Raw genomic sequence first — 26,852 nt, 5'->3', positions numbered from 1 at the left:
GTAGAGCCGTGGTCGGCCGGTCAGGGCGTGGTCACGCGCCGAACATGACATCAGTGTCGTTAACCGGGCCGTAGCGACACTCAGGTCGTGTTCGACCGCGAGCCACGTCGTGTTCGACGACGGGGCGAGGCTCGGGCGTCGGCCGCACGGCGCGACGGCGCGACGAGAGCCGGACCGGACCTGCGGGCCGTCGCCCGGGTGAGCACCGACCAGGGTGGGACGACGCCGGGAGGGGTGGGTGGGGGCGCCGCGTCGTGGTGGGCCTGGCGGGAGCCGCGAGGAACGAGCGGCGGATGGTAGACGCGGCGCCCCCACCCACCCCGACACCCAGGGCGACCCCACCGCCGTCCGACAAGCAACCACGGCTCTACCTCGGCAGACCTTGGTTCTTACCTCGCAGGCGGAGTCGGGGTGAGCTCCGCGAGGAGTGCCGGGACCCCTCCGACGACGGAGCGGGCGTCGATGCCGACGGCGCGTGCGGCGTCGGCCACGCGGGCCGAGCGTCCCCCGACCGCGCACACGACGAGCACCGGCCGGTCCGTCGGGAGGTCGGCGAGCGCCGCCGCGGCGGTCCCGTCGACGAACGCACCGCTCGGCACGAGCGTCGAGCCCGGCAGGGGGCGCACCTGCGCCTCCCAGTCCTCGCGCACGTCGAGCAGGAACGGCGCGGCGGCGGGGTCGGCCAGGAGCGCAGCGGCGTCCTGCGGCGTGACGTCGCGCTCCCCCGGCGGCATCGCCGTGCCCGACGCCGTCCCCTCGCGCTGGCCTGCCGGCCGGGGGTCTGCGGTCGTCGCCGACGGCGGGTCGACCGGGCCGAGCCCGCAGAACGCGGCGTAGGCGTCGTCGCCGGTGAGAAGTGCGGCGACGGGTTCGCGCGTCGGGTCGGCGCGCACGGTGAGCTGACGCCAGGTGAGCTCGAGCGCGTCGTAGACGGCGAGGCGGCCCAGCAGCGTCGTGCCGGCGCCCGTGACGAGCTTGATCGCCTCGGTCGCCATGACCGAGCCGACGGTCCCGCACATCGCGCCGAAGACGCCGCCCGTCGCGCAGTCGGGGGCCGCGCCGGGCGGCGGCGGGACGGGGAACACGTCGCGGTAGGTGACCCCGCGCGGGTCGGCCCCGGTGGGAACCGGGGTGTCGGCGACGCGACCGCCCGGGTGCGCGCCGTCGTCGGGCGCTGCGAACCGGGGCGCGCCCCAGAAGACGCTCACCTGGCCCTGGAACCGGTAGATCGAGCCCCAGACGACGGGCAGGCCCAGGATCTCGGACGCGTCGGAGACGAGGTAACGCGTGGGGAAGTTGTCGGCGCCGTCCAGCACGACGTCGTAGCCGCGCAGCACGTCGAGCGCGTTGCCGGCATCGAGGCGGTGAGCGTGCTCGACCACCCGCACGTGCGGGTTGACGTCGGCGATCGCGTCGCGCGCGGAGTCCACCTTGCGACGTCCGACGTCCGGGCCGCCGTGGATCACCTGGCGCTGGAGGTTGGACGTGTCGACGACGTCGTCGTCGACGATGCCGATCGTGCCCACGCCGGCGGCGGCGAGGTAGAGCAGCGCGGGGCTGCCGAGGCCACCCGCACCGACGACGAGCACGCGCGCCGCGGCGAGGCGGCGCTGTCCCTCGGGGCCGACCCCGGGGAGCGACAGGTGACGGGCGTACCGCTCGAGCTCCGGTGTCGTGAGGTCGGGACCGGGCGCGACGAGGGGTGCGAGGCGCGTCGTCATGACGCGTACTGCTCCTCCAGCACGGCGAGCTTGGCCTCCGCCTCGGCGTGCACCTTCTTCTCGAGGATGAACGACATCACCGGGACGACGCCCGCGAAGACCATCGTCGCGAGGCGGCCCCAGCCCCAGCGCATCTTGGTCCACAGGTCGAGGACGGTGACGAGGTAGACGACGTAGATCCAGCCGTGCGCGAAGGGGATCCACGAGACGTACCGCATGACTGCGTCGACGTCGACGAACGCGCCGACCCCGTACTTGACGAGCAGCTCGACGCACAGGATCAGGAGCATGACACCGGTGATGATCGCGAGGACCCGGTAGCGCGAGAGCGCGCCGCGGGCCTTGCGGATCGCGGTGCGCGCGGCGTCCGCACTCGGGGCAGCACCCGCGCCCGACGGCGGCCGGGGGCTCTCGCTCGCGAGCGGGCTGTCCGTGACGGGGTCCGGAGAAGTCATGGCTGGAAGGTTCCTCACGCAGGTCGTGCACACCGGGTCGGTCGTCGACGCGGGCGTGACGTCCGCGGCGGGAGCAGCGGTCGGTGCAGCGGTTAAAGCGTGGCCCCGTGTCGGACGCCGAACCTAGGGTAGAACACCGTGCGACCCCTCCCCCTCCCTGACCCAGGGACCCCTCCGCTCTCGACGCCGGCCCGGCTGCTCGCATGGCAGGCCTGGCGCCAGCGCGGCATCCTCTCGATGGCCCTGCTCGTCGGTACTGTCACGATGCTCAGCCAGGCGGCGGTCCCGCTCCTGTTCGGGCGCGCCCTCGACGACGGCGTGGCCCACGGCTTCGGCCCTGCGCTCTTCGGCTGGGTCGGACTCATGGCGCTCAACGCGGCCGTCGTGGTCGGCGCGGGCGCGCTGAGCCACCGCTACGACGTCGAGAACTGGATCCGCTCGGCGTTCGCGTTCTCCCAGCTCGTCGGCTACAAGGCCTCGCGCTCCGGGCACGCGATCACGCGCAGGCTGCCGACGGGCGAGGTCGTCGCGGCGGTCGCGAACGACGCGCTGCGGACCGGCGAGGTGTTCGCGATGGCGGGCAGGTTCGTCGGCGGCGTGCTCGCGTACGTCGCGGTCGCCGTGATCATGCTCGTGCAGAGCCTCACGCTCGGCCTCGTCGTCGCGCTCGGCATCCCGGTGGTGGCTGCCGTCCTCGCGTTCCTCGTCAAGCCGCTCCAGTCGCGCCAGGCGTCGCAGCGCGAGGAGACCGGCCACCTCACCGCGCTCGGCGCGGACACCGTCTCCGGCCTGCGGATCCTGCGCGGCATCGGCGGCGAGCAGGTCTTCACCGACCGGTACGCGCGCCAGTCGCAGGCGGTGCGCCGAGAGGGCGTGCGCGTCGCGACGGTGCAGTCGGTGCTCGACGGCCTCCAGACGCTGCTGCCGGGCCTGCTCGTCGCCGCGATCCTGTGGCTCGGAGCACGCGCGGCGATCGCCGGCGAGATCACGCCGGGCCAGCTCGTGACGTTCTACTCCTACGCGGCGTTCCTCGCGTGGCCGGTGCAGATGGCCACGCAGATGCTCCAGATGGCCATCCGCGGGCGCATCTCGGCGGGCAAGATCCAGGACGTCCTGCGCATCGAGGAGGCCACCCCGCAGTCCGCCGCTCCGGCGGAGGCCCCGGCGCCCGGGGCGGCACTCGTCGACGAGGCGAGCGGGCTCGTGCTCGAGCCGGGTCGCGTGGTCGGCCTGGTGTCGGCGGACCCGGACGCGTCGGCGCGGGTCGCCACGCGCCTCGGGCGCTTCGACGACGAGGAGGAGGCGGCGACGCCGGTGCGCCTCGGCGGTGTGCTGCTCGCCGACCTCGACAAGGAGCACCTGCGCCACCGCGTCGTCGTGGCCGAGGCGACGAGCCACCTCTTCTCGGGCGTCCTCGGCGAGGGGCTCGACGCGCGCGGGCGCGCCGTCGAGGCGGACCTGCTCGACGCGATGCTCACCGCGGACGCGCACGACGTGCTCGACTCCGTGCCCGGCGGCCTCGCGGGCGAGCTGCCCGAGAAGGGCCGGTCGCTGTCCGGCGGCCAGCGCCAGCGCGTCGCGCTCGCGCGGGCCCTGCTGACCGACCCGGAGATCCTCGTGCTCGTCGAGCCGACGAGCGCGGTGGACGCCCACACCGAGGCCCGGATCGCCGAGCGGGTCGTCGCCGCACGACGCGGCCGCACGACGCTCGTCGTGACGGCGAGCCCCCTCGTGCTCGACCACCTGGACGAGGTGCTCCTGCTCGACGGCGGCCGGGTCGTCACGCGGGGCACCCACGCGGAGCTGCTCGCCCGCGTCGACGAGGAGGCTGCTTGCTACCGGGCCGTCGTCGGCCGGAGCATGGCCGAGGAGACCGAGACCGCAGGGAGGACGGCATGAGCGCCGCCAGCACGACCGCCACGCCGGGCGCCCTGCCCGGGACCGACCCACGACTGCTGCCCATCGCGGACTCCGCGGAGGTGCGCCGCGCCGTCGGCACGCTGTTCCGGCGCCACCGCGGCGCGCTCGCGCGCATCGCGGTGCTGCACACGTTCGCCGCGGTCGCGGGCCTCGCCGGTCCGATCCTCCTCGGGCGGCTCGTCGACGACGTCACGAGCGGCACGACGGTGGGGCACGTCGACGAGCTCGTGCTGTTCCTCGTCGCCGCGGTCGTCGTCCAGTCGGTCGTCGTGCGGTTCGCCCAGCGCGTGTCGATGGTCTTCGGCGAGGAGGTGTTCGCGGACCTGCGCGAGCAGTTCATGGAGACGGTGACGCGCCTGCCGCTGTCGACGGTGGAGAGCGCCGGCACGGGCGACCTCGTGGCGCGCACGACGAACGACGTGAACAAGCTGCAGCACGCGATCCGGTTCGGCATCCCGCGCGTGCTCGTGTGCGTCGTGACGATCGTCCTCACGTTCGTCGCGGCGTTCGTCGCGGCACCGCTCGTCGCGCTCGGCCTGCTCGTGGGGCTGCCCGTCGCGGTGGTCGCCACGCGCTGGTACCTCGCGCGCGCCACACCCGGCTACCTGCGCGAGTCGGCGGCGTACGCGACGCTCAACGGCACGATCACCGAGACGGTCGAGGGTGCGCGCACCGTCGACGCGCTGCACCTCGGACGAGGGCTCCGCCGTCGCGTGGACCGCGACCTGCGCGAGGCGTTCGACGCGGAGGACTACACGCTGCGCCTACGCCTGCGGCTCATCCCGTCGCTCGACGCGGCGATCGCGATCGCCCCGGTGGTCGTGCTGCTGTGGGGCGGCTGGCTCGTGTCGCAGGGCCACGCGACGCTCGGGACGGTGACGACCGTCGCGGCGCTCGGGGCCCAGATGGGCGGGCCGGTGTTCGACCTCGTCTTCTGGCTCGACGAGCTCCAGGTCGCCGCGGTGTCGCTCGCGCGCGTCGTGGGCGTGGGCCTCGTCCCGTCCGACCGCGAGGCTGGGACGGCCGTGCCGATCGACGAGAAGGTCGAGACGCGCGGCGTGCGCTACGCGTACCGCGAGGGTCACGACGTCCTGCACGGCATCGACCTCGACCTCGCGGTCGGAGAGCGGCTCGCGGTGGTCGGGCCCTCGGGTGCGGGCAAGTCGACGCTCGGGCGCATGCTCGCCGGCATCCACCCCCCGACGGGCGGCTCGGTCACGGTCGGCGGGGTGCCGCTCGTCGAGCTCCCGCTCGAGGACCTGCGCGGGCACGTCGCGCTCGTGACGCAGGAGCACCACGTCTTCGTGGGCTCGCTCGCGGACAACCTCCGCCTCGCGAAGGTGGCGGCGAGCGACGGCGAGCTCCTCGACGCGCTCGAGGCGGTCGACGCCCGGACGTGGGCCGAGGCGCTGCCGGACGGGCTCGCGACGACGGTGGGCTCGGGCGGGCACGCGCTCACGCCCGCGCAGGCGCAGCAGGTCGCGCTCGCCCGCCTCGTCCTGCTCGACCCGCACACGCTCGTGCTCGACGAGGCGACCTCGCTGCTCGACCCGCGCGCCGCACGCCACCTCGAGCGCTCGCTCAACGCGGTCCTCGAGGGACGGACCGTCGTCGCCATCGCGCACCGCCTGCACACCGCGCACGACGCCGATCGCGTCGCCGTCGTCGACGGCGGGCGGATCAGCGAGGTCGGCTCGCACGACGAGCTCGTCGCGGCGGGCGGCGACTACGCGCGCCTGTGGCACTCCTGGCAGCGGGAGTAACCGCTCACCCCGTGGGTGTCGGGCGGCGCGTGGTTCCGTCCGCGGCCGGGCCGGACCGTGTGCTCGGACTGGCGCGCCGTCGCCCGGGTCGTTCGTCTCGCCTTCACGAGCGCGCCTTGACGTCCTTCGCACACGGTCCGCCCCCACCGCTCGTCCTGCCCGTCACCTCCCGGCGTCGCAGCCGGGCAGGCCCTGCCCGTCATCCGCCCGACGGCGCAGCCCGGCCAGTCCCGCCCGTCATCCACCCGAGCCTCGTCGATGCCGATGCCGATGCGATCCGATCGGCCACGGTGCCGTCGAGCCGGGGCGCGGGACGCCCACGGTGAGATGTAGCCGGATCGGGGCGGGTCGTGTGCGAAGGGCGTCAGAGCCGCGCTCCATGAAGCGAGGACGAATGACCAGGGCGACGGCGCGGCAGCCCGAGCACACGACCCGCCCCGGCCACCCAACCCGACCCGATCCGACCCAGGTTTCAGCCGCGCGGCTCGGCGGGAAGGCCGGCGATGCCGGCGTCGTCGCCGCGTGTCAGCCGCTCGGCGCCGGAGGCCTCGTCCCGCACGAGGCGCACCCACAGCAGTACGGCGAACCCGCCGAACACCCACCACTGCAGCGCGTAGAACAGGTTCTGCAGGTTGAGCCCGGTCCCGCCCTCGATCGTCGGGCGCGGGAGCTGCGCCGGCCCGCCCTCGGTCGCCGACGGCTGCTCCGGGTCGGAGGCGAGGAGCACGAGGTAGCCGGAGTACATCGGACCGCCCCACTCGTTGACGAGGGCCCCGGTCGAGACGGCGTCGGTCAGGCCCGGCGCGGAGCCGCCCTGGCCAGCCGCCTCCGAGGCCTGAAGGTACCCCGTGAGGCGCACGACGCCGTCCGGCGGCTCGAGCGCGGCGCTCTGCTCGGGCGTCGCGACCCACCCGCGGACGACGGGCAGCACCGGGGCGCCGGACAGGTCCGCCCAGGACTCGCCCTGCGTGCCGTCGTCGGTCACGTGCAGCGGCGTGAGGACGAGGTAGCCGACGCGCCCGTCGAGCGCGCGACCCTCCACGAGCAGCTGGCCGTCCGGGTCGTACTCGCCCTCGACCCAGGCCTGTCGCCCCACGAGCTCGCCGGGAAAGGTCGACTGCGGCGGGAGCAGGACGCCCACACCTTCGGGCCCGACGGCCTCGAGCTCCACCGCCTCCTGCTGCGCCGCCAGCTCCGCACGCTGCTGGGCGCGGTCGAGCTGCCACACGCCGAGCCGCGCGCAGACGGCGGCGGCGAGCAGGAAGAGGACGAGCAGCCCGACGACGCGAGGCCGGCGGGCGACCGCCCAGAACGAACGCGGGGTCGTGGGGTCGGGCACGTCCCCACGGTAGCCGGGCACAGGGCGGCTCCCCGCATCGCGCTGTAGCACGCGACGAAGGTCACAATGATGTGATGTGCTAGCGGGGCATCGTCGCGACCGGCACCCTGCGCGGACGCGAGAGGGAGGCGAGACTCGTGACCGAGAACTCTGTCCGACGAAGGCTGCGGCTCGCCGTGTCCGCCGTGATCATCCTCGCGGCGGGAGCCGTCGCAGCGCCCGCTCTCGCGGCGGACTTCCCGATCGAGGAGCCTTTCGGCGATGCGACGCCGAACGACCCGGCGTGGGTCTCGTTCGGCGAGACGACCCTCACGGACGAGGGCGACGGCTGGCTGCGCCTCACAGATTCCGACACCACGTCCGGCTTCGGTGGGTACGTCCTCGACAGCGCTTTCTCGACCGCCCTCGGGGTCCAGATCGAGTTCGAGTACGCGATGTGGGGCGGCCAGGAGCTCGGGGGGAACCGCGGCGACGGCTTCTCCGTCTTCGTCATGGACGGTTCCCTCCCTGCGGCGGTCGGCGGAGACGGCGGGGCACTTGGGTACACGTTTCTCCAGGGCGGCTACGCGGGACTCGGCTTCGACCAGTTCGGCAACTTCTCCGGCGGCTTCGGGGGCCCGGGTCAGCAACCCGGCTTCGTCTCGCTCCGCGGCTCGTCCGCCGCCACCCCATCCTGGGCTTATCTGACGGGCGTGCCGGGTCCGGGAGGGACCGTGGAGACCGTCCCGTCGGGCGGTGGCATCCCGAGCCGGGAGTTCGTCCGGACGGTGCGAATCGTCATCACGCCGGCGCCCACCACCGACGTCATCTCGGTCTGGAGCAACTCCGGGCCTGGAACCCCGCTCGTGCCGCTCATCAGCCAGTTCGACATCGGCAACGCACCGGGCCAGCCTCCGCTGCCCGGGACGTTCAAGCTCGGGTTCGGCGCGGCGACCGGGGGCGCGACGAACAACCACGAGATCCGGAACCTGCGTGTGGTGGTACCCACCGTCCTCGGCATCGCGAAGACGACGACGACACCGGTCGTCGAGTCCGGCGGGCAGATCTCGTACCAGGTCGAGGTGACCAACGACTACGTGAACGACGTGACGGGGGCCCGGATCGTCGACGACGTGCCCGCCGGGATCACCGACGTGTCGTGGACGTGCACCGCGACGGGCACGGCGGTCTGCCGCGACGCGTCGGGCACGGGGAGCCCGGTCGACGCCGTCGTGGACCTGGGGCGGATCGCCGGTCCGCCGCCGACGCCCACGGGCTCGGCCGTCGTGACGGTGACCGGGACGGCACCGTTCGTCGACGCGGAGACCGTGCTCACGAACACCGCCGAGGTCGTCGCGCCGCCGGACCGGGAGGACCTCACGCCCAACACGTCCACCGTCGACGTCACCGTGCTCCCGGCGGCCGACCTCGCGGTCGCCAAGCAGCTCACGAGCGGCTCGCCGCTCGTCCACGGCGAGGAGGCCGAGTACGCGGTGACGGTGTCGAACGCGGGCCCTGGGGACGCGCGCGGGGTCGTCCTGGTCGACACGCTCCCGCCCGCGATCGACGCGTCGAGCGTGAGCGTGCCCGGGTGCACGCTCGAGGGCGCTGAGCTCGTGTGCCCGATCGGGGACCTCGCGGCCGGCGGGAGCACAGCGTTCACGGTGTCGGGGACCGTGGGTCCGGACCCGGCGACCTGCGCGGCCGGCGACGTCGTGCAGCGGGCCCGGGTCACGGGGACGTCCGGCGACCCGGACCTCTCGAACGACGTCGCCGAGGTCACGACGCCGTGCGTCGTCCCCGTGGCGCTGTCCGTGACCAAGACCGGCCCCGCCCAGGTGACGGCCGGCGAGCGCGTGACCTGGGAGGTCACCGCCACCAACACCGGCGAGGTGGCTGCGCCGCTCACCTCGATCACGGACGAGGTGCCCGCCGCGGTCACCGACGTCGCCTGGACCTGCACGACGTCGGACGGCTCGCCGTGCGCGGCGCCGTCCGGGACGGGCAGCCCGATCTCCACGACGGCGACGGTCCCGGCGGGCGGGACGGCGACGGTCGTCGTGACCGGCGTCGCCCCCGCGAGCGGGACGCTGGTCAACACCGCGACGGTGACCCCGTGCGCGTCGTGCGTCGACGACGGGCCGGGACCGACGGAGGCGTCGGTGTCGACGGCCGTCGTGGCGGCTCCCCCGGGACCTGGCCCGCAGCCGGCTCCGGACCCGCAGCCTGCTCCGGACCCGCAGCCGGGCGACGCGCTCGCCACGAGCGGGGTCGACCTCGCCGCGGCGGTCGCCGCCGCGCTGCTCGCGGTCGCCGTGGGAGCGGGCCTCGCCCTCCACGGCGGTCGTGCGCGCCGTCGGGCGTAGGACCTCCCGTCCGCACGCGAGAGATCGACCGGGACCTCGGACCTTCGTCGCCGTACCGACGCACGTCACAGCCTCGGCGCGGTCACGGACCGTGCGGGCGCCCGGTCGATGGGGTTGTATGAAGCCGTAGTCGTTCACGAACCCTTCCCTTCTGCAGGAGCGTGAGATGAGCACGACCACGACCACGACCACCGAGACCACCGCCTGGCGTCCCGCCGAGGGCACTCCGCTCGACGACGAGACCCTGCGCCGCGTCGACTCGTGGTGGCGTGCGGCGAACTACCTGTCCGTCGGCCAGATCTACCTGCTCGACAACCCTCTCCTGCGCACCCCCCTCGACCGCGAGGACGTCAAGCCGCGCCTGCTGGGCCACTGGGGCACGACCCCCGGCCTGAACTTCCTCTACGCGCACCTCAACCGCGCGATCGTCCAGCGCCGGCAGTCGACGATCTACGTCGCCGGCCCGGGCCACGGAGGTCCCGGCCTCGTGGCGAACGCCTACCTCGAGGGCACCTACTCCGAGTACTACTCGGACGTCACGCAGGACACCGAGGGCTTGCGGCGGCTCTTCCGCCAGTTCTCCTTCCCGGGCGGGATCCCGAGCCACGTCGCGCCCGAGACGCCGGGGTCGATCCACGAGGGTGGCGAGCTCGGCTACGCCCTCTCGCACGCGTACGGTGCCGCGTTCGACAACCCCGACCTGCTGGTCGCCGCGGTCGTGGGCGACGGCGAGGCGGAGACCGGGCCGCTCGCGACGAGCTGGCACTCCAACAAGTTCGTCAACGCGCGCAACGACGGTGTCGTGCTGCCGATCCTGCACCTCAACGGGTACAAGATCGCGAACCCGACCGTGCTCGCCCGCATCAGCGACGACGAGCTGCGCGACCTCATGATCGGCTACGGCCACACGCCCTACTTCTTCACCGGCGGCTTCGACGGCGAGGACCACTTCGAGGTGCACCGCCGGTTCGCGACGCTCCTCGACGAGGTGCTCAACCACATCGCCGAGATCAAGCGCCAGGCGCACGAGGGCAGCGACGAGCGGCCCGCCTGGCCGATGATCGTCTTCCGCACCCCCAAGGGCTGGACGTGCCCGCCCGTCATCGACGGCAAGAAGACCGAGGACTCGTGGCGCGCGCACCAGGTGCCGCTCGCGAGCGCCCGGGACACCCCGGAGCACCTCGAGGTGCTGCGCGGCTGGCTCGAGTCGTACCGCGCGGACGAGCTGTTCGACGACGACGGCCGGCTCGTCGACGACGTGGCCGCGCTCGCGCCGTCGGGCACGCTGCGCATGAGCGACAACCCGCACGCGAACGGCGGGCTCCTGCTCAAGGACCTGCGCCTGCCGGACTTCCGCGACTACGCGGTCGACGTCCCCGCGCCGGGCGGCGCCGTCGCGGAGGCCACGCGCGTCCTCGGCCAGTGGCTGACCGACGTCGTGCGCCTCAACCCGGACAACTTCCGCATCTTCGGCCCGGACGAGACGGCGTCGAACCGCCTCCAGCCGGTCTACGAGGTCACCGACAAGCAGTGGAACGCCGACTTCTACGGACCCGACGTCGACGAGCACCTCGCGCGCGCCGGACGCGTCATGGAGATGCTGTCGGAGCACCAGTGCCAGGGCTGGCTCGAGGGGTACCTGCTCACGGGGCGGCACGGCCTGTTCACGAGCTACGAGGCCTTCATCCACATCGTCGACTCGATGTTCAACCAGCACGCCAAGTGGCTCAAGGTGACCAACCACATCCCGTGGCGACGCCCGGTCGCGAGCCTCAACTACCTGCTGTCGAGCCACGTGTGGCGCCAGGACCACAACGGCTTCAGCCACCAGGACCCGGGCTTCATCGACCACGTCGTCAACAAGAAGGCCGAGATCGTCCGCGTGTACCTGCCGCCGGACGCGAACACGCTGCTGTCCACGTACGACCACTGCCTGCGCTCCCGCCAGTACGTGAACGTCGTCGTGGCGGGCAAGCAGCCGGCGCCGCAGTTCCTGTCCATGAAGGACGCGATCGCGCACTGCACGCGCGGTCTCGGGATCTGGGAGTGGGCCGGCACCGAGGTCGAGGGTGAGGACCCCGACGTCGTGCTCGGCGCGGCGGGCGACGTGCCCACCCTCGAGATCCTCGCGGCCGCCGACATCCTGCGGCGGCGCATCCCCGACCTCAAGGTCCGGGTCGTCAACGTCGTGGACCTCATGCGGCTGCAGGACGAGAAGGAGCACCCGCACGGGCTCTCCGACAAGGACTTCGACACACTGTTCACCACCGATAAGCCGGTGATCTTCAACTACCACGGCTACCCGTGGCTGATCCACCGCCTCACGTACCGCCGCACGAACCACCCCAACATCCACGTGCGCGGGTACAAGGAGGAGGGCACCACCACCACGCCGTTCGACATGGCGATGCTCAACGACATCGACCGCTTCCACCTCGTCGTCGACGTCATCGACCGGGTCCCGTCCCTGCGCTCGACCTACGCGGGCCTGCGCCAGGAGATGGTCGACGCGCGCCTCGCGGCACGCCAGTACACGCGCGAGCACGGCGAGGACATCCCTGACGTGCGGGACTGGGTGTGGCCGGACGTCGGCGAGACGGCGACGGAAGAGGGCGGGCCGCAGTACAACGGCGGCCCCGCCGTGCAGGACACAGGAGGAGACAACGAGTGAGCGAGACCGCTCGCAGCATCTACATCACCTCGCCCGAGGGCGAGACCGGCAAGTCCACGATCGCGCTGGGAGTCCTCGACCTGCTGACCCGACGGGTCCAGCGGGTCGGGGTCTTCCGGCCGGTCACGCGGGCCGCCGGGCCGGACGTGCAGGACTACGTGCTCGAGCTCCTGCTCGCGCACGACGGTGTCGACCTCACCGCCGAGCAGGCGATCGGGGTCACCTACGACGCCGTGCACGACGACCCCGAGGCGGCGCTCTCGCGCATCGTCTCGCGGTACCACGAGGTCGCCGCGACCTGCGACTTCGTCGTGGTCGTCGGGACGGACTACACGGACGTCGCGGGGCCGACCGAGCTGTCGTTCAACGCGCGCGTCGCCGCCAACCTCGCGGCGCCCGTGCTGCTCGTGGTCTCAGGCAAGGGCCGCACGCCCGACGCCGTCGGGAACCTCATCGAGGTGAGCGTCGCCGAGCTCCGGTCGCACCACGCGCAGCCGATCGGCGTCGTCGCGAACCGCTGCCGCCCGGAGGACCTCGACCAGGTGCGCGCGCTGCTCGGCGCGCTCGGTCCGGACGGCTCCACGGAGGGCGGCGAGCCTGCCGGGGGCACGACCGCCGAGGCGGGCGACGGCGTCGGACGCCTGCCCGCGTGGGCGATGCCGGAGGACCCGTTCCTCGACGCCCCGACCGTGCGCGGCCTCATGGAGGCCGTGGGCGGGCGGCTCGCGTTCGGCGAGGAGGAGCTGCTCGGCCGTGAGGCGCTCGACGTGCTCGTCGGCGCGATGTCGTTCGAGCACCTGCTCGACCGGCTCACCGACGGGGCGGTCGTCATCACGCCTGGCGACCGGGTCGACATCCTCATCGGGCTGCTCGCCGCGCACTCCGCGTCGGGTTTCCCGTCGCTCGCCGGCGTCATCCTCAACGGCGGGTTCTTCCCGCCCGAGTCGACGGCGCGGCTCGTCGCCGACCTCGACCCGAGCCTGCCGATCATCCGCACCGAGCTCGGCACGTTCCGCACCGCGAGCGCCGCGGCCGCCGCCAGGGGACGCGTCACCAAGGAGTCGCAGCGCAAGATCGACACGGCGCTCGCCCTGTTCGAGCGATGCGTGGACGGCAGCGCGCTCCTCGCCAGCCTCGACGTCCCGCGGCCCGAGGTCGTCACGCCGCTCATGTTCGAGTACGAGCTGCTCTCGCGCGCGCGGGCCGACCGCAAGCACGTCGTCCTGCCGGAGGGTGAGGACGACCGCATCCTGCGCGCCGCGTCGACCCTCCTGGGTCGCCAGGTCGCGGACCTGACGATCCTCGGCGACGAGCAGCGCGTGCGGGCACGCGCCACGGAGCTCGGCCTCGACATCGACGCCGCGCGCGTGCTCAGCCCGCACGACCCCGAGCACGTCGAGCGGTTCGCCGCGGAGTACGCGCGACTGCGCGCGCACAAGGGCGTCACGCTCGACGAGGCGCGCGAGCGCGTCCAGGACGTGTCGTACTTCGGCACGATGATGGTCCACCTGGGCCTCGCCGACGGCATGGTCTCCGGTGCCCGGCACACGACCGCGCACACCATCAAGCCGTCGTTCGAGATCATCAAGACGCAGCCGGGCGTGTCCGTCGTGTCGTCCGTGTTCCTCATGTGCCTCGACGACCGCGTGCTCGTCTACGGCGACTGCGCGGTCATCCCCGACCCGAGTGCCGAGCAGCTCGCCGACATCGCGATCTCGTCGGCCGCGACGGCGGCGCAGTTCGGCGTCGACCAGCGCGTCGCGATGCTGTCGTACTCGACCGGGGAGTCCGGCTCGGGCGCCGACGTCGACAAGGTGCGGCGCGGCACGGAGCTCGTCCGCGAGCGCCGCCCGGACCTCTTCGTCGCGGGCCCGATCCAGTACGACGCCGCCGTGGACGCGTCCGTCGCGGCGTCGAAGATGCCGGGATCTGACGTCGCGGGTCGTGCGACCGTGTTCATCTTCCCGGACCTCAACACCGGCAACAACACCTACAAGGCCGTGCAGCGCTCGGCCGGCGCCGTCGCGGTGGGCCCGGTGCTCCAGGGCCTCAACAAGCCGGTGAACGACCTGTCGCGCGGCGCGCTCGTGCAGGACATCGTCAACACCGTCGCCATCACCGCGATCCAGGCGCAGTCACCCGCGGCCTCCCAGGGAGCCACCTCATGACGATCCTGCCCGAGGGCGAGCGCCCCAACCCCTACAGCGCCTACGGCGCGCACGGGTCCGTGCTCGTCATGAACTCGGGGTCGTCCTCCTTGAAGTACCAGCTCGTCAACCCTGTCGGGGGCGAGGCCATCGCCGCCGGCACGATCGAGCGCATCGGCGAGGACACCGGCATCATCAAGCACCGGTTCGCCGGGAACACGACGAGCCGCGAGGAGCCCGTCGCCGACCACGGCGTCGCGCTGCGCATCGCGCTCGGCCTGTTCGACGAGATCGGCCCGAAGCTTGCGGACGCCGACGTGTACGCCGTCGGGCACCGCGTCGTGCACGGCGGGGCCGTGTTCTCCTCCCCCGTCCTCGTGGACGACGACGTCGTGCGGCAGATCTCCGACCTGTCGCCCCTCGCGCCCCTGCACAACCCGCCGAACGTCAAGGGCATCGAGGTCGCGCGCGAGCTGCTGCCCGACGTGCCGCACGTCGCGGTGTTCGACACGGCGTTCTTCTCCTCGCTGCCCGACGCCGCCTCGACGTACGCGCTGGACCGTGCGGTCGCGGTGAAGCACGGCGTGCGCCGGTACGGCTTCCACGGCACGAGCCACCAGTACGTGTCGGGCAAGGTCGCGCGCGTGCTCGGGCGCCGGATCGAGGGCCTCAACACGATCGTCCTGCACCTCGGCAACGGCGCGTCCGCCTCGGCCGTGCGCGGCGGCGTGGCCGTCGACACGTCCATGGGCATGACGCCGCTCGAGGGCCTCGTCATGGGCACCCGCACCGGCGACATCGACGCCGCGGTCGTGTTCCACCTCGCGCGCAACGCGGGGATGACGATCGACGAGATCGACGACCTGTTCAACAAGCGCTCCGGCGTCAAGGGCCTGTCGGGCGTCAACGACTTCCGCGAGCTGCGCCGCCTCATCGACGCCGGCGACGAGGACGCCCGGCAGGCGTTCGACGTCTACATCCACCGCCTGCGCAAGTACGTCGGTGCCTACGCGGCGGTGCTCGGCCGCGTCGACGTCCTCGCCTTCACCGCCGGCGTCGGCGAGCACGACGCGAACGTGCGCGCCGCCGTCGTCGAGGGCCTCGAGCCCCTCGGCCTCGCCGTGGACCCCGAGCGCAACGCCGCCGACTCCGACGAGCCGCGCGTCATCTCGCCGGACTGGACGAGCACGCTGGTCATGGTGGTGCCGACCATGGAGGAGCTCGCGATCGCGAGGCAGTGCGTCGAGGTGGTGGAGGCGGCGTCGCGGGCTTCGTAGGCGGGTCGCGCTGGTCGCCGCCGGGGTGTGACGGAAGGGGCGGCCGTGCCGGGTCTACCATCCGCGGCGCTCGTTCCTCGCGCTGCTCCCGCCAGACCCACCACGACCCGGCACGGCCGCCCCTCCCGTCACACCCCTCGTAGGTCGGCTCACCTCGTCGTCCGGCTTCCGGCGTCCCGCCGGTCGTTCTCGGCACGCGCGCGCGTCGACTCGCCGGTCGGTGGGATGCTCGGTCGGTGACCGTACTGATCGACCCGCCGGCGTGGCCCGCGCACGGGACGTTGTTCTCGCACCTCGTGTCCGACGCGTCGCTGGAGGAGCTGCACGAGTTCGCCGCGTCGATCGGGGTGAGTCGGCGGGCGTTCGACCTCGACCACTACGACGTCGCGGCCGAGCGGTACGACGACGCCCTCGCCGCCGGGGCCGTGGCTGTGGACGGTCGGGAGCTCGCGCGGCGGCTCGGGGCGTCCGGGCTGCGGGTACCGGGTCGGGCGCGCCGCGCCGCGAAGGCGGATGCGCTCCTCGCGCGGTGGGATGCGCTGCTGCCCCGTGCCCGCGACGTCGGCGTGGAGCTCGTGGAGCGCTGGCACGAGCCGCACCGCGTCTACCACGGGCCGGAGCACCTGGTCCACGCGCTGGACTCGCTCGCCCTGCTCGAAGGGCGTCCGGCCGGCGTGCCCGACGACGTCGGGTCGCCTGAGCGCGGCCCGTCCCGTCCCGCATCGGGCGGGAGAGAGCGGGCCGGGGCGGCGGCTCCCACGCCCTCGGGGACGCAGCTCGCAGTGTGGTTCCACGACGCGGTGCACGACGGCGAGGCCGGGCGCGACGAGGAGAGGTCGGCCGAGCTCGCGACCCGGCTCCTGGGGCCGCACCTCGACGCGGCGAGCGTCAACGAGGTGGCGCGCCTCGTACTCGTGACGACGGACCACTCCCCCGCGGCCGACGACGTCGCCGGTGCGCTGGTCTCGGACGCGGACCTCGCGGTCCTCGGGTCGGCGCCCGACCGGTACGCGCGGTACGTCCGGCAGGTACGCGCCGAGTACGCGCACGTGCCCGACGACGCGTTCCGGGCCGGCCGCGCCGCCGTCCTGCGCTCGCTGCTCGAGGGCGCGGCCCTCTTCCGTACGGCCCAGGGCTTCGCCCTGTGGGAGGACCAGGCCCGGACGAACCTGCGCGACGAGCTCGCCGTCCTCGACCCTCGGGCCGACCCTCCCCCGGTGCCGAACAGGTGATCCCGGAGCGTCCCGGTCGCCGGACGCGCCAGGATCACCGGCTCGGCCAGCGAGATCGCCTGGTCGACCGACGACGCTGGGACGTCGGGGACATCGAGAACGTCTGTCGGCGCGTTAGAGTCGCGGCGTGACCGACCCGTCCGCCTCCGCGGCGCCGCCACCGCCGACGCCCCCGACGACGAGGCGGGTGGGCGCGCGCTGGTCACGGCGTCGCCGCGCGACCGTCGGGGTCGCCGTCGGGGTCGTGGTGCTGGTCCTCGCGCCGTTCGTCGTCGTGCAGGCCGTCGGGCGCGCGCACGTCGCGGCCGCCGACGACGTCCCGACGAGCGACGCGATCGTCGTCCCGGGCGCGGGGCTGCGGCCGGACGGGTCGCCGTCGACGTACCTGCGCCGTCGCCTCGACGCCGCGGCCGACCTGTACGCCCGCGGCGTCGCGCCCGTGGTGCTCGTGAGCGGGGACGCGCACGGGGACTACGACGAGCCGGGGTCGATGCGCGCGTGGCTGCTCGACCGCGGCGTGCCCGACGAGGTCATCCTGCTCGACCGGGAGGGCTTCGACACGCACGCGACGTGCACGCGCGCGGCGTCGGAGTTCGGCGTCCGTACCGCGGCGGTCGTCACGCAGGGCTATCACCTGCCGCGCACGCTGTTCTCGTGCCGCGTCGCGGGCCTCGACGCCGTCGGGGTCGGGGTCAGCGCGGCGAGCGTCGAGCCGTGGAAGGCCGTGCTCTATCGCGTCCGCGAGGTACCCGCGGCGACGAAGGCACTGCTCGACGCCGTGCTCCGCTGAGCCTGGGGCGGCCGGCGAGCGCGGGCACGGATGCGTCAGGGCAGCCGGAGCCGCCGCATCGCGTCGAGCGCTGCCGTGAGCACCTTGCCGGGCAGCTCACCGCCGATCTCGTAGAGCGTGTCCAGGGTCAGGCCCTGGTTGGCGCCGCGCTGGACGGAGATCGTCTGCGCCTCGGTGAGCGCCTCGATCCCCTCGCGCCCGTGGCGCCGGCCCAGACCCGACGCCTTGAACCCGCCCATCGGGGCGCCGACGGAGCCGAACGTCGCGGAGTACCCGTCGTTGACGTTGACGCTCCCCGCCTCGACGCGCGCCGCGATCCGGCGGCCCCGGGCGACGTCGCGGGTCCAGACGCTCGCGTTGAGGCCGTACTCGGTGTCGTTCATGACACGCACGGCCTCGTCGTCGCTCGCGACGCGACGCACGGTGACGACCGGGCCGAACGTCTCCTCGCGGGCGCACGCGGCGTCGTCGGGCACGCCGTCGAGGACGGTCGGCGCGTAGAACAACGGGCCGATGTCCGCGCGGTGGACGCCGCCCGCGAGGACGCGCGCGCCGCGGGCGAGCGCGTCGTCGACGTGCGCGACGACGCGGTCGAGCTGGGCCTGCGACGTGAGCGACCCCATGTCGGCCGAGTAGTCCATCCCGGCGCCCAGCCGCATCTCGCGCACGAGCGGCACGAACTCGTCGAGGAACGCGTCCGCGACGTCCTCGTGCAGCACGATGCGCTCGATCGAGACGCACAGCTGGCCGGAGTTGGAGAAGCACGCCCGCACGGCTCCGCGCGCCGCCGTCGGCACGTCCGCGTCGGCCGCGACGTAGAGCGGGTTCTTGCCACCGAGCTCGAGCGTCGCGCCGATGAGTCGCTCGCCCGCCCTGGCCGCGACCTTGCGGCCCGTCGCCGTCGAGCCGGTGAACGCGATGTGGTCCACCTGGTCGGTGAGCGCGGCCCCCACCTCGCCGCCGCCCGCGACGACGAGGAACAGGTCGGCGGGCAGGCCCGCCTCCTCGAGCAGCTCGGCCGCCCACAGTGCCGTGAGCGTCGTCTGCGGGTCCGGCTTGAGCACGACGGCGTTCCCCGCCACGAGCGCGGGCACGGCCTCGGCGAGGGCGAGGGTGAGCGGGTAGTTCCACGGCGCGATCACCCCGACGACGCCGACCGGTCGCCGGTGCACGCGCGTACCCGTGAGGACGGGCAGCATGCCCGGGACGCGGCGGTCCGCGAGGTACCGCGGACCGCGGACCGCGTAGTGCCGCGTGACGAGCGCGACGTCGCCGATCTCCTCGAACGCGCTGCGGCGCGCCTTGCCGGACTCCATCTGGATGAGGTCGAGGCCGTCCGACTGCCGGGCGAGCGCGAGCTCGCCGAGGCGGCGGACGACGGCGGCTCGCTCGCGCACCGGCACCTGCGCCCAGGACCGCTGGGCGTCGCGCGCCCGGTCGACCGCGCGCGCCACGTCGTCGACCGACGACAGCGGGAACGCGGCGAGCGGCGCACCCGTGAACGGGAGCACGGAGCGGTGCATGCCGGCCGTGCTGCTCGTCACGACGCGCGCCGCGAGAGGTGCCACGACCTCGGGCTCCAGGACGTACGTCGCCGCCGGGTTCTCGGGGTCGATCAGACCGTCCAGCGCGGCTCCGTCGCCGTGCGCAGGTCCGGAGGTGCCGGGTGAGCTCGTCATGGGGAACAGGCTACGTCGTCGGGGTGACAGGCAGGTCGGGGCCCGGGCTGCCCGTCGCCCCTCCGTCGACCGGCAGCTCCCACGTCGTGAGCACCGGCCGGAAGCCGTGGCGCGCCCAGTACGGCGCCGAGAGCGGGTTGAGCACCCCGTGGTGCAGGAGCACGACGGCGTCGGGCCCGATCTCCTCGTGGACGCGCGCGAGCGCCGCGGCGACGAGGGCTGCGCCGAGGCCGCCGCCACGGGCGTCCGGCGCGACGTGCAGCAGCACGACGTAGGCGACGGGTCCGCCCGTCACGGTGCCCGTGACGCCTCCCGCGCGGTGCGGCGGCTCGACGGCGACGACGCCCAGCACGTCCCCGGGCCGGTCCTCGGGAGGGTTGGCGTCCAGCGCGCTCCCGCCCTGCCCGGCCCGCGCCACGAGGACCGTCGTGCCCGGGCTCACCACCGCCGACGCGACCTCGGCCCTCAACCGCTCGCGTGCCGCGGGGCGTCGACGCCCCGCGCCGACGAGCTCGTCGTAGGCGAGCTCGGCGAGCTGGTGCTCGAGGACAGCGTCGACGTCGGCGTGCGTCGCGTCCTCGATCACGACGCCGTGCGGCGCCTCGGCCGAGCCGGTCGGGGCCGCGCCGCGACGCGCGGCGAGGTGCGTCGTCGGCCGCAGACCCCGGGTGGCGAGCGCGGCGACGGCCGCGGCGTCGCGACTCGGCCACAGCAGGGACAGCCCGTGGTCGCGGGGTGCCGGCCCGCGCTGCGGCAGACTGTCGCTCTCGGGCGCCGTGCCCGGCGCCCGCCGGACCCGCGCGACCCAGGCATCGACGAGCGCCCCGACGGCGGCCGTCACGTCGGGCCCGGCGGCGCGGGCTCGAAGCCGGTGCTCGCGCAGGGCGCGGAACGTCGCCGCCGGGGAGTCGGCCGGCACGTCGGTGACGGAGAGCACCCCCGTCGCGCGCGAGCCGTCGGGGAGCCGGACGGCGAGCAGAAGGTCCTCGCCCGGCGCGGCGCCCAGGTCGGGGACGGCGACGAGCGGGTCGAACCCGGCCACCCGTGCGCGGTGCTCGGCCTCGACGGCGGCGAGCTCGTCGCGATCCGGCTCCCAGGCGGTCACGAGCCGAGCCTCCGCGGCCACGCGGGAGAGCCGAGGCCCGTCCGCGATCCGCCCGGTCACGACGGCGGTCAGCGCGGCTGGTAGGGCGAGACCACGACCTCGACGCGCTGGAACTCCTTGAGGTCCGAGTACCCGGTCGTGGCCATGGCCCGCCGCAGCGCGCCGACGAGGTTGAGCGTCCCGTCGGCCTGGCGGCCCGGGCCGAAGAGGATCTCCTCGAGCGTGCCCGCCGTGCCGACCCGCACGCGCTCGCCGCGCGGGAGCTGCGCGTGGTGCGCCTCGGAGCCCCAGTGCCAGCCCTTGCCGGGCGCCTCCTCGGCACGCGCGAGCGCGGCGCCGATCATCACGGCGTCCGCCCCGCACGCCACGGCCTTGACGAGGTCGCCCGAGCGCCCGACGCCGCCGTCGGCGATGACGTGCACGTAGCGGCCGCCCGACTCGTCGAGGTAGTCACGGCGCGCGGCCGCGACGTCGGCGACCGCCGTGGCCATGGGGGCGTGGATGCCGAGGGAGACGCGCGTGGTGTGCGCGGCGCCCCCGCCGAAGCCGACGAGCACCCCGGCGGCGCCCGTGCGCATGAGGTGCAGCGCCGCGGTGTAGGTGGACGCGCCGCCGACGACGACGGGCACGTCGAGCTCGTAGATGAACCGCTTGAGGTTGAGCGGCTCCGCGACGCCCGAGACGTGCTCGGCCGAGACGGTGGTGCCGCGGATGACGAAGAGGTCCACGCCGGCGTCGACGACCGTCTGGTAGTGCTCCTGCGTACGCTGCGGCGAGAGCGCGGCGGCGACCGTCACGCCCGCGGCCCGGATCTCCTTGAGCCGCTGGGTGATGAGGTCGGCCTTGATCGGCTCGGCGTAGATCTCCTGCATGCGCCGCGTCGCCTCGAGCGGCTCGAGCGCCGCGATCTCCTCCAGGAGGGCGGTGGGGTCGTCGTAGCGCGTCCACAGGCCCTCGAGGTCCAGCACGCCCAGCCCGCCGTGGTTGCCCAGCGCGACGGCGGTGGCCGGGCTCATCACGGAGTCCATCGGCGCCGCGAGGATCGGCAGCTCGAAGTGGTAGGCGTCGATCTGCCAGCCCACCGAGACCTCCTCCGGGTCGCGCGTGCGCCGGGAGGGCACGACCGCGACGTCGTCGAAGGAGAACGCGCGCCGACCGCGCTTGCCACGTCCGATCTCGATCTCGTTGCTCACCGGGTCAGCCTACCGGCGGGCGGGAGCGGGGTGTTGTGGGTGGTCGCTGGCAGGGTGACGGACGTCGCCGGACGGCCCGGCGAGGAGACCGAGGTGGACCATGATCACGACGCCCTGGACGGCGGGACCTCTCCTCGGTCTCGACACCGAGACCACGGGCGTCGACGTCGAGGTCGACCGGATCGTCACCGCGGCCCTCGTGCTGCGCGAGCCAGGTGGCACGCACGTGCGCACGTGGCTCGTCGACCCGGGCGTCGAGATCCCCGCCGAGGCGGCGGCGATCCACGGCGTCACGACGGCGCACGCTGCGGCATCCGGCGCCTCGCCCCGCACCGCGCTCGAGGAGATCGCGACGCTCGTCGTCGACGCCCAGCGCGACGGCGTCCCGCTCGTCGCCTACAACGCGGCGTTCGACCTCGGCCTGCTCGACGTCGAGCTCGAGCGGCACGACCTGCCGACCCTCGCCGCCCGCCTCGGCCGGCCCGTGCGACCGGTCCTCGACCCGCTCGTGCTCGATCGCGCCTGGGACCCCGACCGAGAGGGCAAGCGACGCCTGGTCGACCTGTGCGCGCGGTACGGCGTGGTCGACGTCGGTGTGCTGCACACGGCCGACGCCGACGTGCTCGCGACGCTCGACGTGCTCGACGCGCTCGTGCGCGCCTTCCCCGACCGGGGAGCGTTGCCCCCCGACGTGCTCCACGACCTCCAGGTCGTCGCGCACCGCCGTTGGGTGGAGAACCTCGACCCGGAGCGCCGCGAGCGCGCCTACGTCGGTGCGGGGTCCGACGGTCGCTGGCCCTCGTGAGCCGCGGTGCGCGGTCAGCCCGAGACCGTCGGGATATCTCACATGACGGATGGTGAACTCGTGATGGCTCGGTGATGACCCACCGAAAGGCCCTTCTCGGCCCGCGCGTATCTCATGGATGAGTTATCGTCGCCGCATGACTGTGATCGACGATGCCCCCCTGGTCCAGGTCGGCGCCCTCATCCGGGGCGCCCGGCAGAACCGCGGGCTCACGCAGACCCAGCTCGCGGAGCGCCTCGGCACGAGCCAGAGCGCCGTGCACCGCATCGAGCAGGGCGCCCAGAACCTCAGCCTCGAGATGCTCAACCGCATCAGCCTCGCCCTCGACTCCGAGCTCATCAGCCTCGGCGGGCCCAAGCACTCCCACCTGCGCGTCCAGGGCGGCCACACGCTCTCGGGACGCATCGAGGTCAACTCCTCGAAGAACGGCGCGGTCGCGCTCCTGTGCGCCTCGCTCCTCAACCGCGGGCGCACGACGTTGCGCGGGGTCGCGCGCATCGTCGAGGTCGACCGCATCGTCGACGTCCTGCGCTCGATCGGCGTCCGCGCGACGTGGACGACCGGCGGCCGCGACCTCGAGATCGTCGTGCCCGACCAGCTCGACCTCGGCGCGATCGACGTCGACGCCGCGCGCCGCACCCGCTCGATCATCATGTTCCTCGGCCCGCTGCTCGGGCTGCGCGACACGTTCGAGCTCCCCTACGCGGGCGGCTGCGACCTCGGGACGCGGACCGTCGAGCCGCACATGATCGCCCTGCGCCCCTTCGGCCTCGCCGTCACCGCCACGGGCGGCAACTACCACGCGACCGTCGCCCCGGCGTCGGGCTCGGACCTGTCCGTCGTGCTGACCGAGCGCGGCGACACCGTCACCGAGAACGCGCTCATGGCCGCCGCGCGCCGCGAGGGCGTCACGACGATCCGCAACGCCAGCCCGAACTACATGGTCCAGGACCTGTGCTTCTACCTCGAGCTGCTCGGCGTCCGCATCGAGGGCGTCGGCACGACGACCCTGCGCGTGCACGGGCGCACGGACATCGACGTGGACGTGGAGTACGCCGTCTCCGAGGACCCCGTCGAGGCGATGAGCCTGCTCACCGCGGGCATCGTCACCGGCTCCGAGATCACGGTCGCGCGCGTGCCGGTCGAGTTCATGGAGATCGAGCTCGCGACCCTTTCCGAGATGGGCCTGCGGTACACGCAGAGCGCGGAGTACCTGGCCCGCAACCAGCGCACGCGCCTGGTCGACGTCACCGTCCACCCCAGCGAGCTGCGTGCCCCGATCGACAAGATCCACCCCATGCCGTTCCCGGGGCTGAACATCGACAACCTGCCCTTCTTCGCGGTCATCGCCGCGTGCGCGCAGGGCACCACGCTCATCCACGACTGGGTGTACGAGGGTCGGGCGGTGCACCTGACCGACCTCACGCGCCTCGGCGCGGACGTCCGTCTCCTCGACGCCCACCGCCTCCAGGTAACCGGACCCACCCGCTGGTCCGGCGCCGAGGTGAGCTGCCCGCCCGCGCTGCGCCCCGCCGTCGTGATCCTGCTGGCCATGCTCGCCGCGAAGGGCACGTCGGTCTTGCGCGGCGTGGACATCATCGCGCGCGGCTACGAGGGCCTCACCGAGCGCCTGCGCGAACTCGGCGCCAACATCGAGACGTTCCGGGACTGAGCCGTCGCACGACGGCCGCCCGGGGCGGCAGACGTCCTGCCGCCCCGGGGGTCCCGTGCGGGGCCCTGCCTGCCGGTCGAGCCGGCCGACCGGCCCGTCAGCCCTGGTAGACGGCGTCGACCTCGACCTCGACGAGCCACCCGTTGACGGGCAGGTTCTCGATCTCCAGCGCGAACCGGGAAGGCCGCGCCTCGTTGACGACCATCGGCTTCGTCGTCGTGGACCCGAGCTGGACGTCCATCGTCGCGCCCGTCGCGAGGTTCGTGTTGGCGAAGAACTGCCGGTAGGCCCGGTTCCAGCCCGCGAAGTCCATCTTCTCCTGCCCCTCGGGGTTCTGGAGGAACACCCGCATCGAGACGACGTCGTCGTAGGAGAGGCCGGCCTTCTCCAGGTTCTCACCGATCCGCATGAGCGCGTTGATGCCCTGCGCCTCGGTGATCGTCACGCCGGCGGGCAGCACGCCGCCGGGGAACACGTCGGTCGGGACGTAGCGAGCCTCCGCGGTGATCCCGGGCGCCGTGTTCAGCGCGGACGGTCCCAGCCCCGAGGACTTGTACCAGGCGACGTTCTTGCCGAACGCCACGCCGTCGGCGATCGAGGGCGTGTCACCCGTGACGAAGGAGACGGCCTCGGTGGGCTTGGGCTCGAAGAGCGTGCCGGCCGCGACGGCGGTGCCGGGGACCGCGACGGCAGCCGTGAGGGCCACGGCGAGGACGACCTTCGTGCGGTTCTTCATGATGCCTCCAGGCGAGGAGCGGGACGAGCGCCACCCTGGCGCACGACCCGGCCGGACCCGCGGGCCCGGCCGGAGCGGCGAACGTAGCGACCGGTCGTTTCGTCGTCGTGACGACCGCGTGTCGGGCCAGGTCCGGACCGCGAGCGCCGGAGCGCGTCCGTCCGCGCGGCCGCGCGACGACGTCGGACCGGTTGCCCCGGGACACGAAACGAGACGTTTACGAGGTCCGTCACGCGTTGACCGCCGTGAAACGTCCCGGACCCGCGGCAGCGACACGTGCTCCCTAGCGTCAGCGGCGGTGCTGACGGCGGCACCCGGCATCGAGGACCGGGAGCGTCGCCCGTCAGACCTTTCACGACGAGAGGTCCGAGCCACATGGTCACAGACAAGAGCACGGGCGGCGTCTCCCGGCGCAACTTCCTCCAGGCGGTCGGCGCCACCTCCGGCGCCGGCGTCATGTTCGCCACGATGGGCGCCGTCGGTCTCGCCCCGACGGCGGCCGCGCAGCCGAGGAACGAGTCCTGGATCGCCCCGACGAAGGGCGACTTCACGCTGACGGGACGCTCCGCCAAGAAGGTCGTCGTCGTCGGCGCGGGGCCCGCGGGCCTGGCATCGGCCTACGAGCTGCAGAAGGCGGGCTACCAGGTCACCGTGCTCGAGGCGCGGCACCGTGTGGGTGGGCGGACGCTGACGATCCGCGGCGGGGACTCCGAGACCGACATCAACGGTGTCACGCAGACGGCCCGGTTCGACCGCAACATCTACCTGAACGCGGGAGCGGGGCGCATCGCCCAGTGGATGGTCACGATGGACTACCTCCGCGAGCTGGGCGTGCCCTACGAGGTCTTCACCAACGCCAACGCGGACGCGTATCTCTACAACGAGCGCACCGGCGCCACCCCGGGCAACCCCGTGCGCTACCGCACCGCGAAGGCCGACGTGTTCGGCTACACCTCCGAGCTCCTCAACCACGCCACCGACCAGGGCGCGCTGGACCAGCGGCTGACCGCCGCGGACAAGGAGAACCTGCGCGCGTTCCTGCGCAGCTGGGGCTCCCTCGCGCCGGACGGCACGTACCGGGGCGGGAGCAACCGCGGGTACTCGGTCTACCCCTCCGCGTGGAACGAGCACGGCACACCGCTGCCCGGTCCCGGCAGCGTCTCGGAGGTGCTCGCCTCGAAGGTCGGGCAGTACTTCCCGTTCGAGATCAACTGGGAGCAGTCGATGCTCATGTTCCAGCCCAAGGGCGGCATGGACACGACGTTCGACTACTTCGTGCGCGCCATCGGCAAGCAGAACGTGCAGCTCAGCTCGCCGGTGACGGCGGTCGAGAACACGAGCAGTGGGGTCACGGTCACGTACACGGCGCCGAACGGCAAGCAGCGTCAGATCGAGGCCGACTTCGCGATCGTCTCGGCGCCCGCGGGCCTCATGCGGCGGTGGCAGACCAACTGGGGACCCGACGTCGACGCGGCCCTCGGGGAGTTCGCCGTCGGGGCGCCCGCAGGCAAGATCGGGCTGTAGTACCGCTCCCGCTTCTGGGAGGACGACCACAAGATCTTCGGCGGCATCACGGAGACCGACATGGACCTCGCCCACCTCTGGTACCCGTCGTACGGGTACGGCGAGCGCAAGGGACTCGTCGTGGGCTACTACAACACCGGGACGAACGCCCGGGCCTACGCCGACATGGCGCCCAAGCAGCGCGAGCTGCGCGCCGTCGAGCAGGGCGTGAAGATCCACGGCGAGAAGTACCGCACCGAGCTCGAGAGCTCGTTCTCCATCGCCTGGCACAAGGTCCCCTACGTCGAAGGGGCGTGGGCCTACCCGAACACGCAGTCGTCGCGCTTCAAGCAGCTGCAGCAGGGGGCGGGGAACGTGTACTTCGCCGGCGACTGGATGTCCGAGATCTCGGCCTGGCAGCACGGCGCGTTCTGGGCTGCGCGGTACGCGGTGCAGGCCCTGCACACGCGCGTCATGACCTCGTGACGAGCGGCCGCCC

The 26,852-nt window shown here is 73.5% G+C and carries 17 protein-coding genes and 1 pseudogene; 11 read left to right on the top strand and 7 right to left on the bottom strand.

Annotated features, from left to right (window positions below):
- Positions 1-389: 389 nt before the first annotated feature.
- Positions 390-1,721, bottom strand: a complete 1,332-nt coding sequence (locus AC4H2H_RS18205) for a ThiF family adenylyltransferase (protein ID WP_494372239.1) — start codon at positions 1,719-1,721, stop codon at positions 390-392.
- Entirely contained in the window at positions 1,718-2,176 is a 459-nt protein-coding gene (locus tag AC4H2H_RS18200; RefSeq protein WP_494372238.1) for a DUF3817 domain-containing protein, read from the bottom strand. Before AC4H2H_RS18200 ends, AC4H2H_RS18205 begins: the two co-directional genes overlap by 4 nt.
- A gap of 138 nt (positions 2,177-2,314) precedes the next feature.
- On the opposite strand from AC4H2H_RS18200, the gene AC4H2H_RS18195 reads away from it, so the two are divergent.
- The gene (locus AC4H2H_RS18195) at positions 2,315-4,075 is read left to right on the top strand and encodes an ABC transporter ATP-binding protein (protein ID WP_494372237.1); all 1,761 of its coding nucleotides are present in this window, start codon (positions 2,315-2,317) and stop codon (positions 4,073-4,075) included.
- Positions 4,072-5,859 carry an ABC transporter ATP-binding protein gene (locus tag AC4H2H_RS18190; RefSeq protein WP_494372236.1) on the top strand — a complete coding sequence of 596 codons (1,788 nt, stop codon included), beginning with the start codon at positions 4,072-4,074 and terminating at the stop codon, positions 5,857-5,859. The genes AC4H2H_RS18195 and AC4H2H_RS18190 overlap by 4 nt, the downstream gene beginning before the upstream one ends.
- Before the next feature lie 472 nt (positions 5,860-6,331).
- On the opposite strand, the gene AC4H2H_RS18185 is transcribed toward AC4H2H_RS18190, so the two are convergent.
- Positions 6,332-7,198 carry an SURF1 family protein gene (locus tag AC4H2H_RS18185; RefSeq protein ID WP_494372235.1) on the bottom strand — a complete coding sequence of 289 codons (867 nt, stop codon included), beginning with the start codon at positions 7,196-7,198 and terminating at the stop codon, positions 6,332-6,334.
- Positions 7,199-7,335: 137 nt separating this feature from the next.
- On the opposite strand from AC4H2H_RS18185, the gene AC4H2H_RS18180 reads away from it, so the two are divergent.
- The 6 genes from AC4H2H_RS18180 to AC4H2H_RS18155 all read left to right on the top strand — a co-directional run bounded on the left by AC4H2H_RS18180 (position 7,336) and on the right by AC4H2H_RS18155 (position 17,660).
- On the top strand, positions 7,336-9,543 hold the full coding sequence (locus AC4H2H_RS18180; protein WP_494372234.1) for a hypothetical protein: 2,208 nt from the start codon (positions 7,336-7,338) through the stop codon (positions 9,541-9,543).
- A gap of 166 nt (positions 9,544-9,709) precedes the next feature.
- Positions 9,710-12,214: a phosphoketolase family protein gene (locus AC4H2H_RS18175; protein ID WP_494372233.1), complete on the top strand. Its 2,505-nt coding sequence runs from the start codon at positions 9,710-9,712 to the stop codon at positions 12,212-12,214.
- Positions 12,211-14,382 carry a phosphate acetyltransferase gene (gene pta, locus AC4H2H_RS18170; RefSeq protein WP_494372232.1) on the top strand — a complete coding sequence of 724 codons (2,172 nt, stop codon included), beginning with the start codon at positions 12,211-12,213 and terminating at the stop codon, positions 14,380-14,382. Before AC4H2H_RS18175 ends, pta begins: the two co-directional genes overlap by 4 nt.
- The gene (locus tag AC4H2H_RS18165) at positions 14,379-15,638 is read left to right on the top strand and encodes an acetate/propionate family kinase (RefSeq protein WP_494372231.1); all 1,260 of its coding nucleotides are present in this window, start codon (positions 14,379-14,381) and stop codon (positions 15,636-15,638) included. Before pta ends, AC4H2H_RS18165 begins: the two co-directional genes overlap by 4 nt.
- Positions 15,639-15,874: 236 nt before the next feature.
- Complete coding sequence (locus AC4H2H_RS18160) at positions 15,875-16,870, top strand: DUF4031 domain-containing protein (RefSeq protein ID WP_494372230.1); 996 nt, start codon at positions 15,875-15,877, stop codon at positions 16,868-16,870.
- 127 nt (positions 16,871-16,997) lie between these two features.
- Positions 16,998-17,660, top strand: a complete 663-nt coding sequence (locus tag AC4H2H_RS18155) for a SanA/YdcF family protein (protein WP_494372229.1) — start codon at positions 16,998-17,000, stop codon at positions 17,658-17,660.
- Between the two features lie 35 nt (positions 17,661-17,695).
- Here AC4H2H_RS18155 and AC4H2H_RS18150 read toward each other — a convergent pair whose 3' ends face one another.
- The 3 genes from AC4H2H_RS18150 to AC4H2H_RS18140 all read right to left on the bottom strand — a co-directional run bounded on the left by AC4H2H_RS18150 (position 17,696) and on the right by AC4H2H_RS18140 (position 21,637).
- Complete coding sequence (locus tag AC4H2H_RS18150) at positions 17,696-19,339, bottom strand: succinic semialdehyde dehydrogenase (protein ID WP_494372228.1); 1,644 nt, start codon at positions 19,337-19,339, stop codon at positions 17,696-17,698.
- Positions 19,340-19,349: 10 nt separating this feature from the next.
- Positions 19,350-20,444 carry a GNAT family N-acetyltransferase gene (locus AC4H2H_RS18145; RefSeq protein WP_494372227.1) on the bottom strand — a complete coding sequence of 365 codons (1,095 nt, stop codon included), beginning with the start codon at positions 20,442-20,444 and terminating at the stop codon, positions 19,350-19,352.
- Positions 20,445-20,512: 68 nt separating this feature from the next.
- Complete coding sequence (locus AC4H2H_RS18140; RefSeq protein ID WP_494372226.1) at positions 20,513-21,637, bottom strand: GuaB3 family IMP dehydrogenase-related protein; 1,125 nt, start codon at positions 21,635-21,637, stop codon at positions 20,513-20,515.
- A 100-nt stretch (positions 21,638-21,737) separates the two neighbouring features.
- Here AC4H2H_RS18140 and AC4H2H_RS18135 point away from each other — a divergent pair, with 100 nt between their 5' ends.
- Complete coding sequence (locus AC4H2H_RS18135) at positions 21,738-22,442, top strand: exonuclease domain-containing protein (protein ID WP_494372225.1); 705 nt, start codon at positions 21,738-21,740, stop codon at positions 22,440-22,442.
- A gap of 136 nt (positions 22,443-22,578) precedes the next feature.
- Entirely contained in the window at positions 22,579-24,114 is a 1,536-nt protein-coding gene (locus tag AC4H2H_RS18130) for a UDP-N-acetylglucosamine 1-carboxyvinyltransferase (RefSeq protein WP_494372224.1), read from the top strand.
- A gap of 97 nt (positions 24,115-24,211) precedes the next feature.
- Here the strand turns inward: AC4H2H_RS18130 and AC4H2H_RS18125 are convergent, their stop codons facing one another.
- On the bottom strand, positions 24,212-24,850 hold the full coding sequence (locus AC4H2H_RS18125; protein ID WP_494372223.1) for a Rid family hydrolase: 639 nt from the start codon (positions 24,848-24,850) through the stop codon (positions 24,212-24,214).
- 375 nt (positions 24,851-25,225) lie between these two features.
- Between AC4H2H_RS18125 and AC4H2H_RS18120 the strand changes: the two are divergent.
- Positions 25,226-26,839 (top strand): annotated as a pseudogene (locus AC4H2H_RS18120) (flavin monoamine oxidase family protein).
- Positions 26,840-26,852 lie beyond the last annotated feature (13 nt).

It is taken from the genome of Cellulosimicrobium sp. BMG9.22 (genome assembly GCF_059159975.1).
The sequence above is the reverse complement of the archived record's forward strand: the minus strand, read 5'-3'. Positions and strand labels throughout refer to the sequence as shown.

Excerpts from the sequence above, each read along its gene's own strand:
- AC4H2H_RS18205 (WP_494372239.1), bottom strand. The coding sequence starts at position 1,721 with ATGACGACGCGCCTCGCACCCCTCGTCGCGCCCGGTCCCGACCTCACG.
- AC4H2H_RS18200 (WP_494372238.1), bottom strand. The coding sequence starts at position 2,176 with ATGACTTCTCCGGACCCCGTCACGGACAGCCCGCTCGCGAGCGAGAGC.
- AC4H2H_RS18190 (WP_494372236.1), top strand. The coding sequence starts at position 4,072 with ATGAGCGCCGCCAGCACGACCGCCACGCCGGGCGCCCTGCCCGGGACC.
- AC4H2H_RS18175 (WP_494372233.1), top strand. The coding sequence starts at position 9,710 with ATGAGCACGACCACGACCACGACCACCGAGACCACCGCCTGGCGTCCC.
- AC4H2H_RS18165 (WP_494372231.1), top strand. The coding sequence starts at position 14,379 with ATGACGATCCTGCCCGAGGGCGAGCGCCCCAACCCCTACAGCGCCTAC.
- AC4H2H_RS18150 (WP_494372228.1), bottom strand. The coding sequence starts at position 19,339 with ATGACGAGCTCACCCGGCACCTCCGGACCTGCGCACGGCGACGGAGCC.
- AC4H2H_RS18135 (WP_494372225.1), top strand. The coding sequence starts at position 21,738 with ATGATCACGACGCCCTGGACGGCGGGACCTCTCCTCGGTCTCGACACC.
- AC4H2H_RS18130 (WP_494372224.1), top strand. The coding sequence starts at position 22,579 with ATGACTGTGATCGACGATGCCCCCCTGGTCCAGGTCGGCGCCCTCATC.
- AC4H2H_RS18125 (WP_494372223.1), bottom strand. The coding sequence starts at position 24,850 with ATGAAGAACCGCACGAAGGTCGTCCTCGCCGTGGCCCTCACGGCTGCC.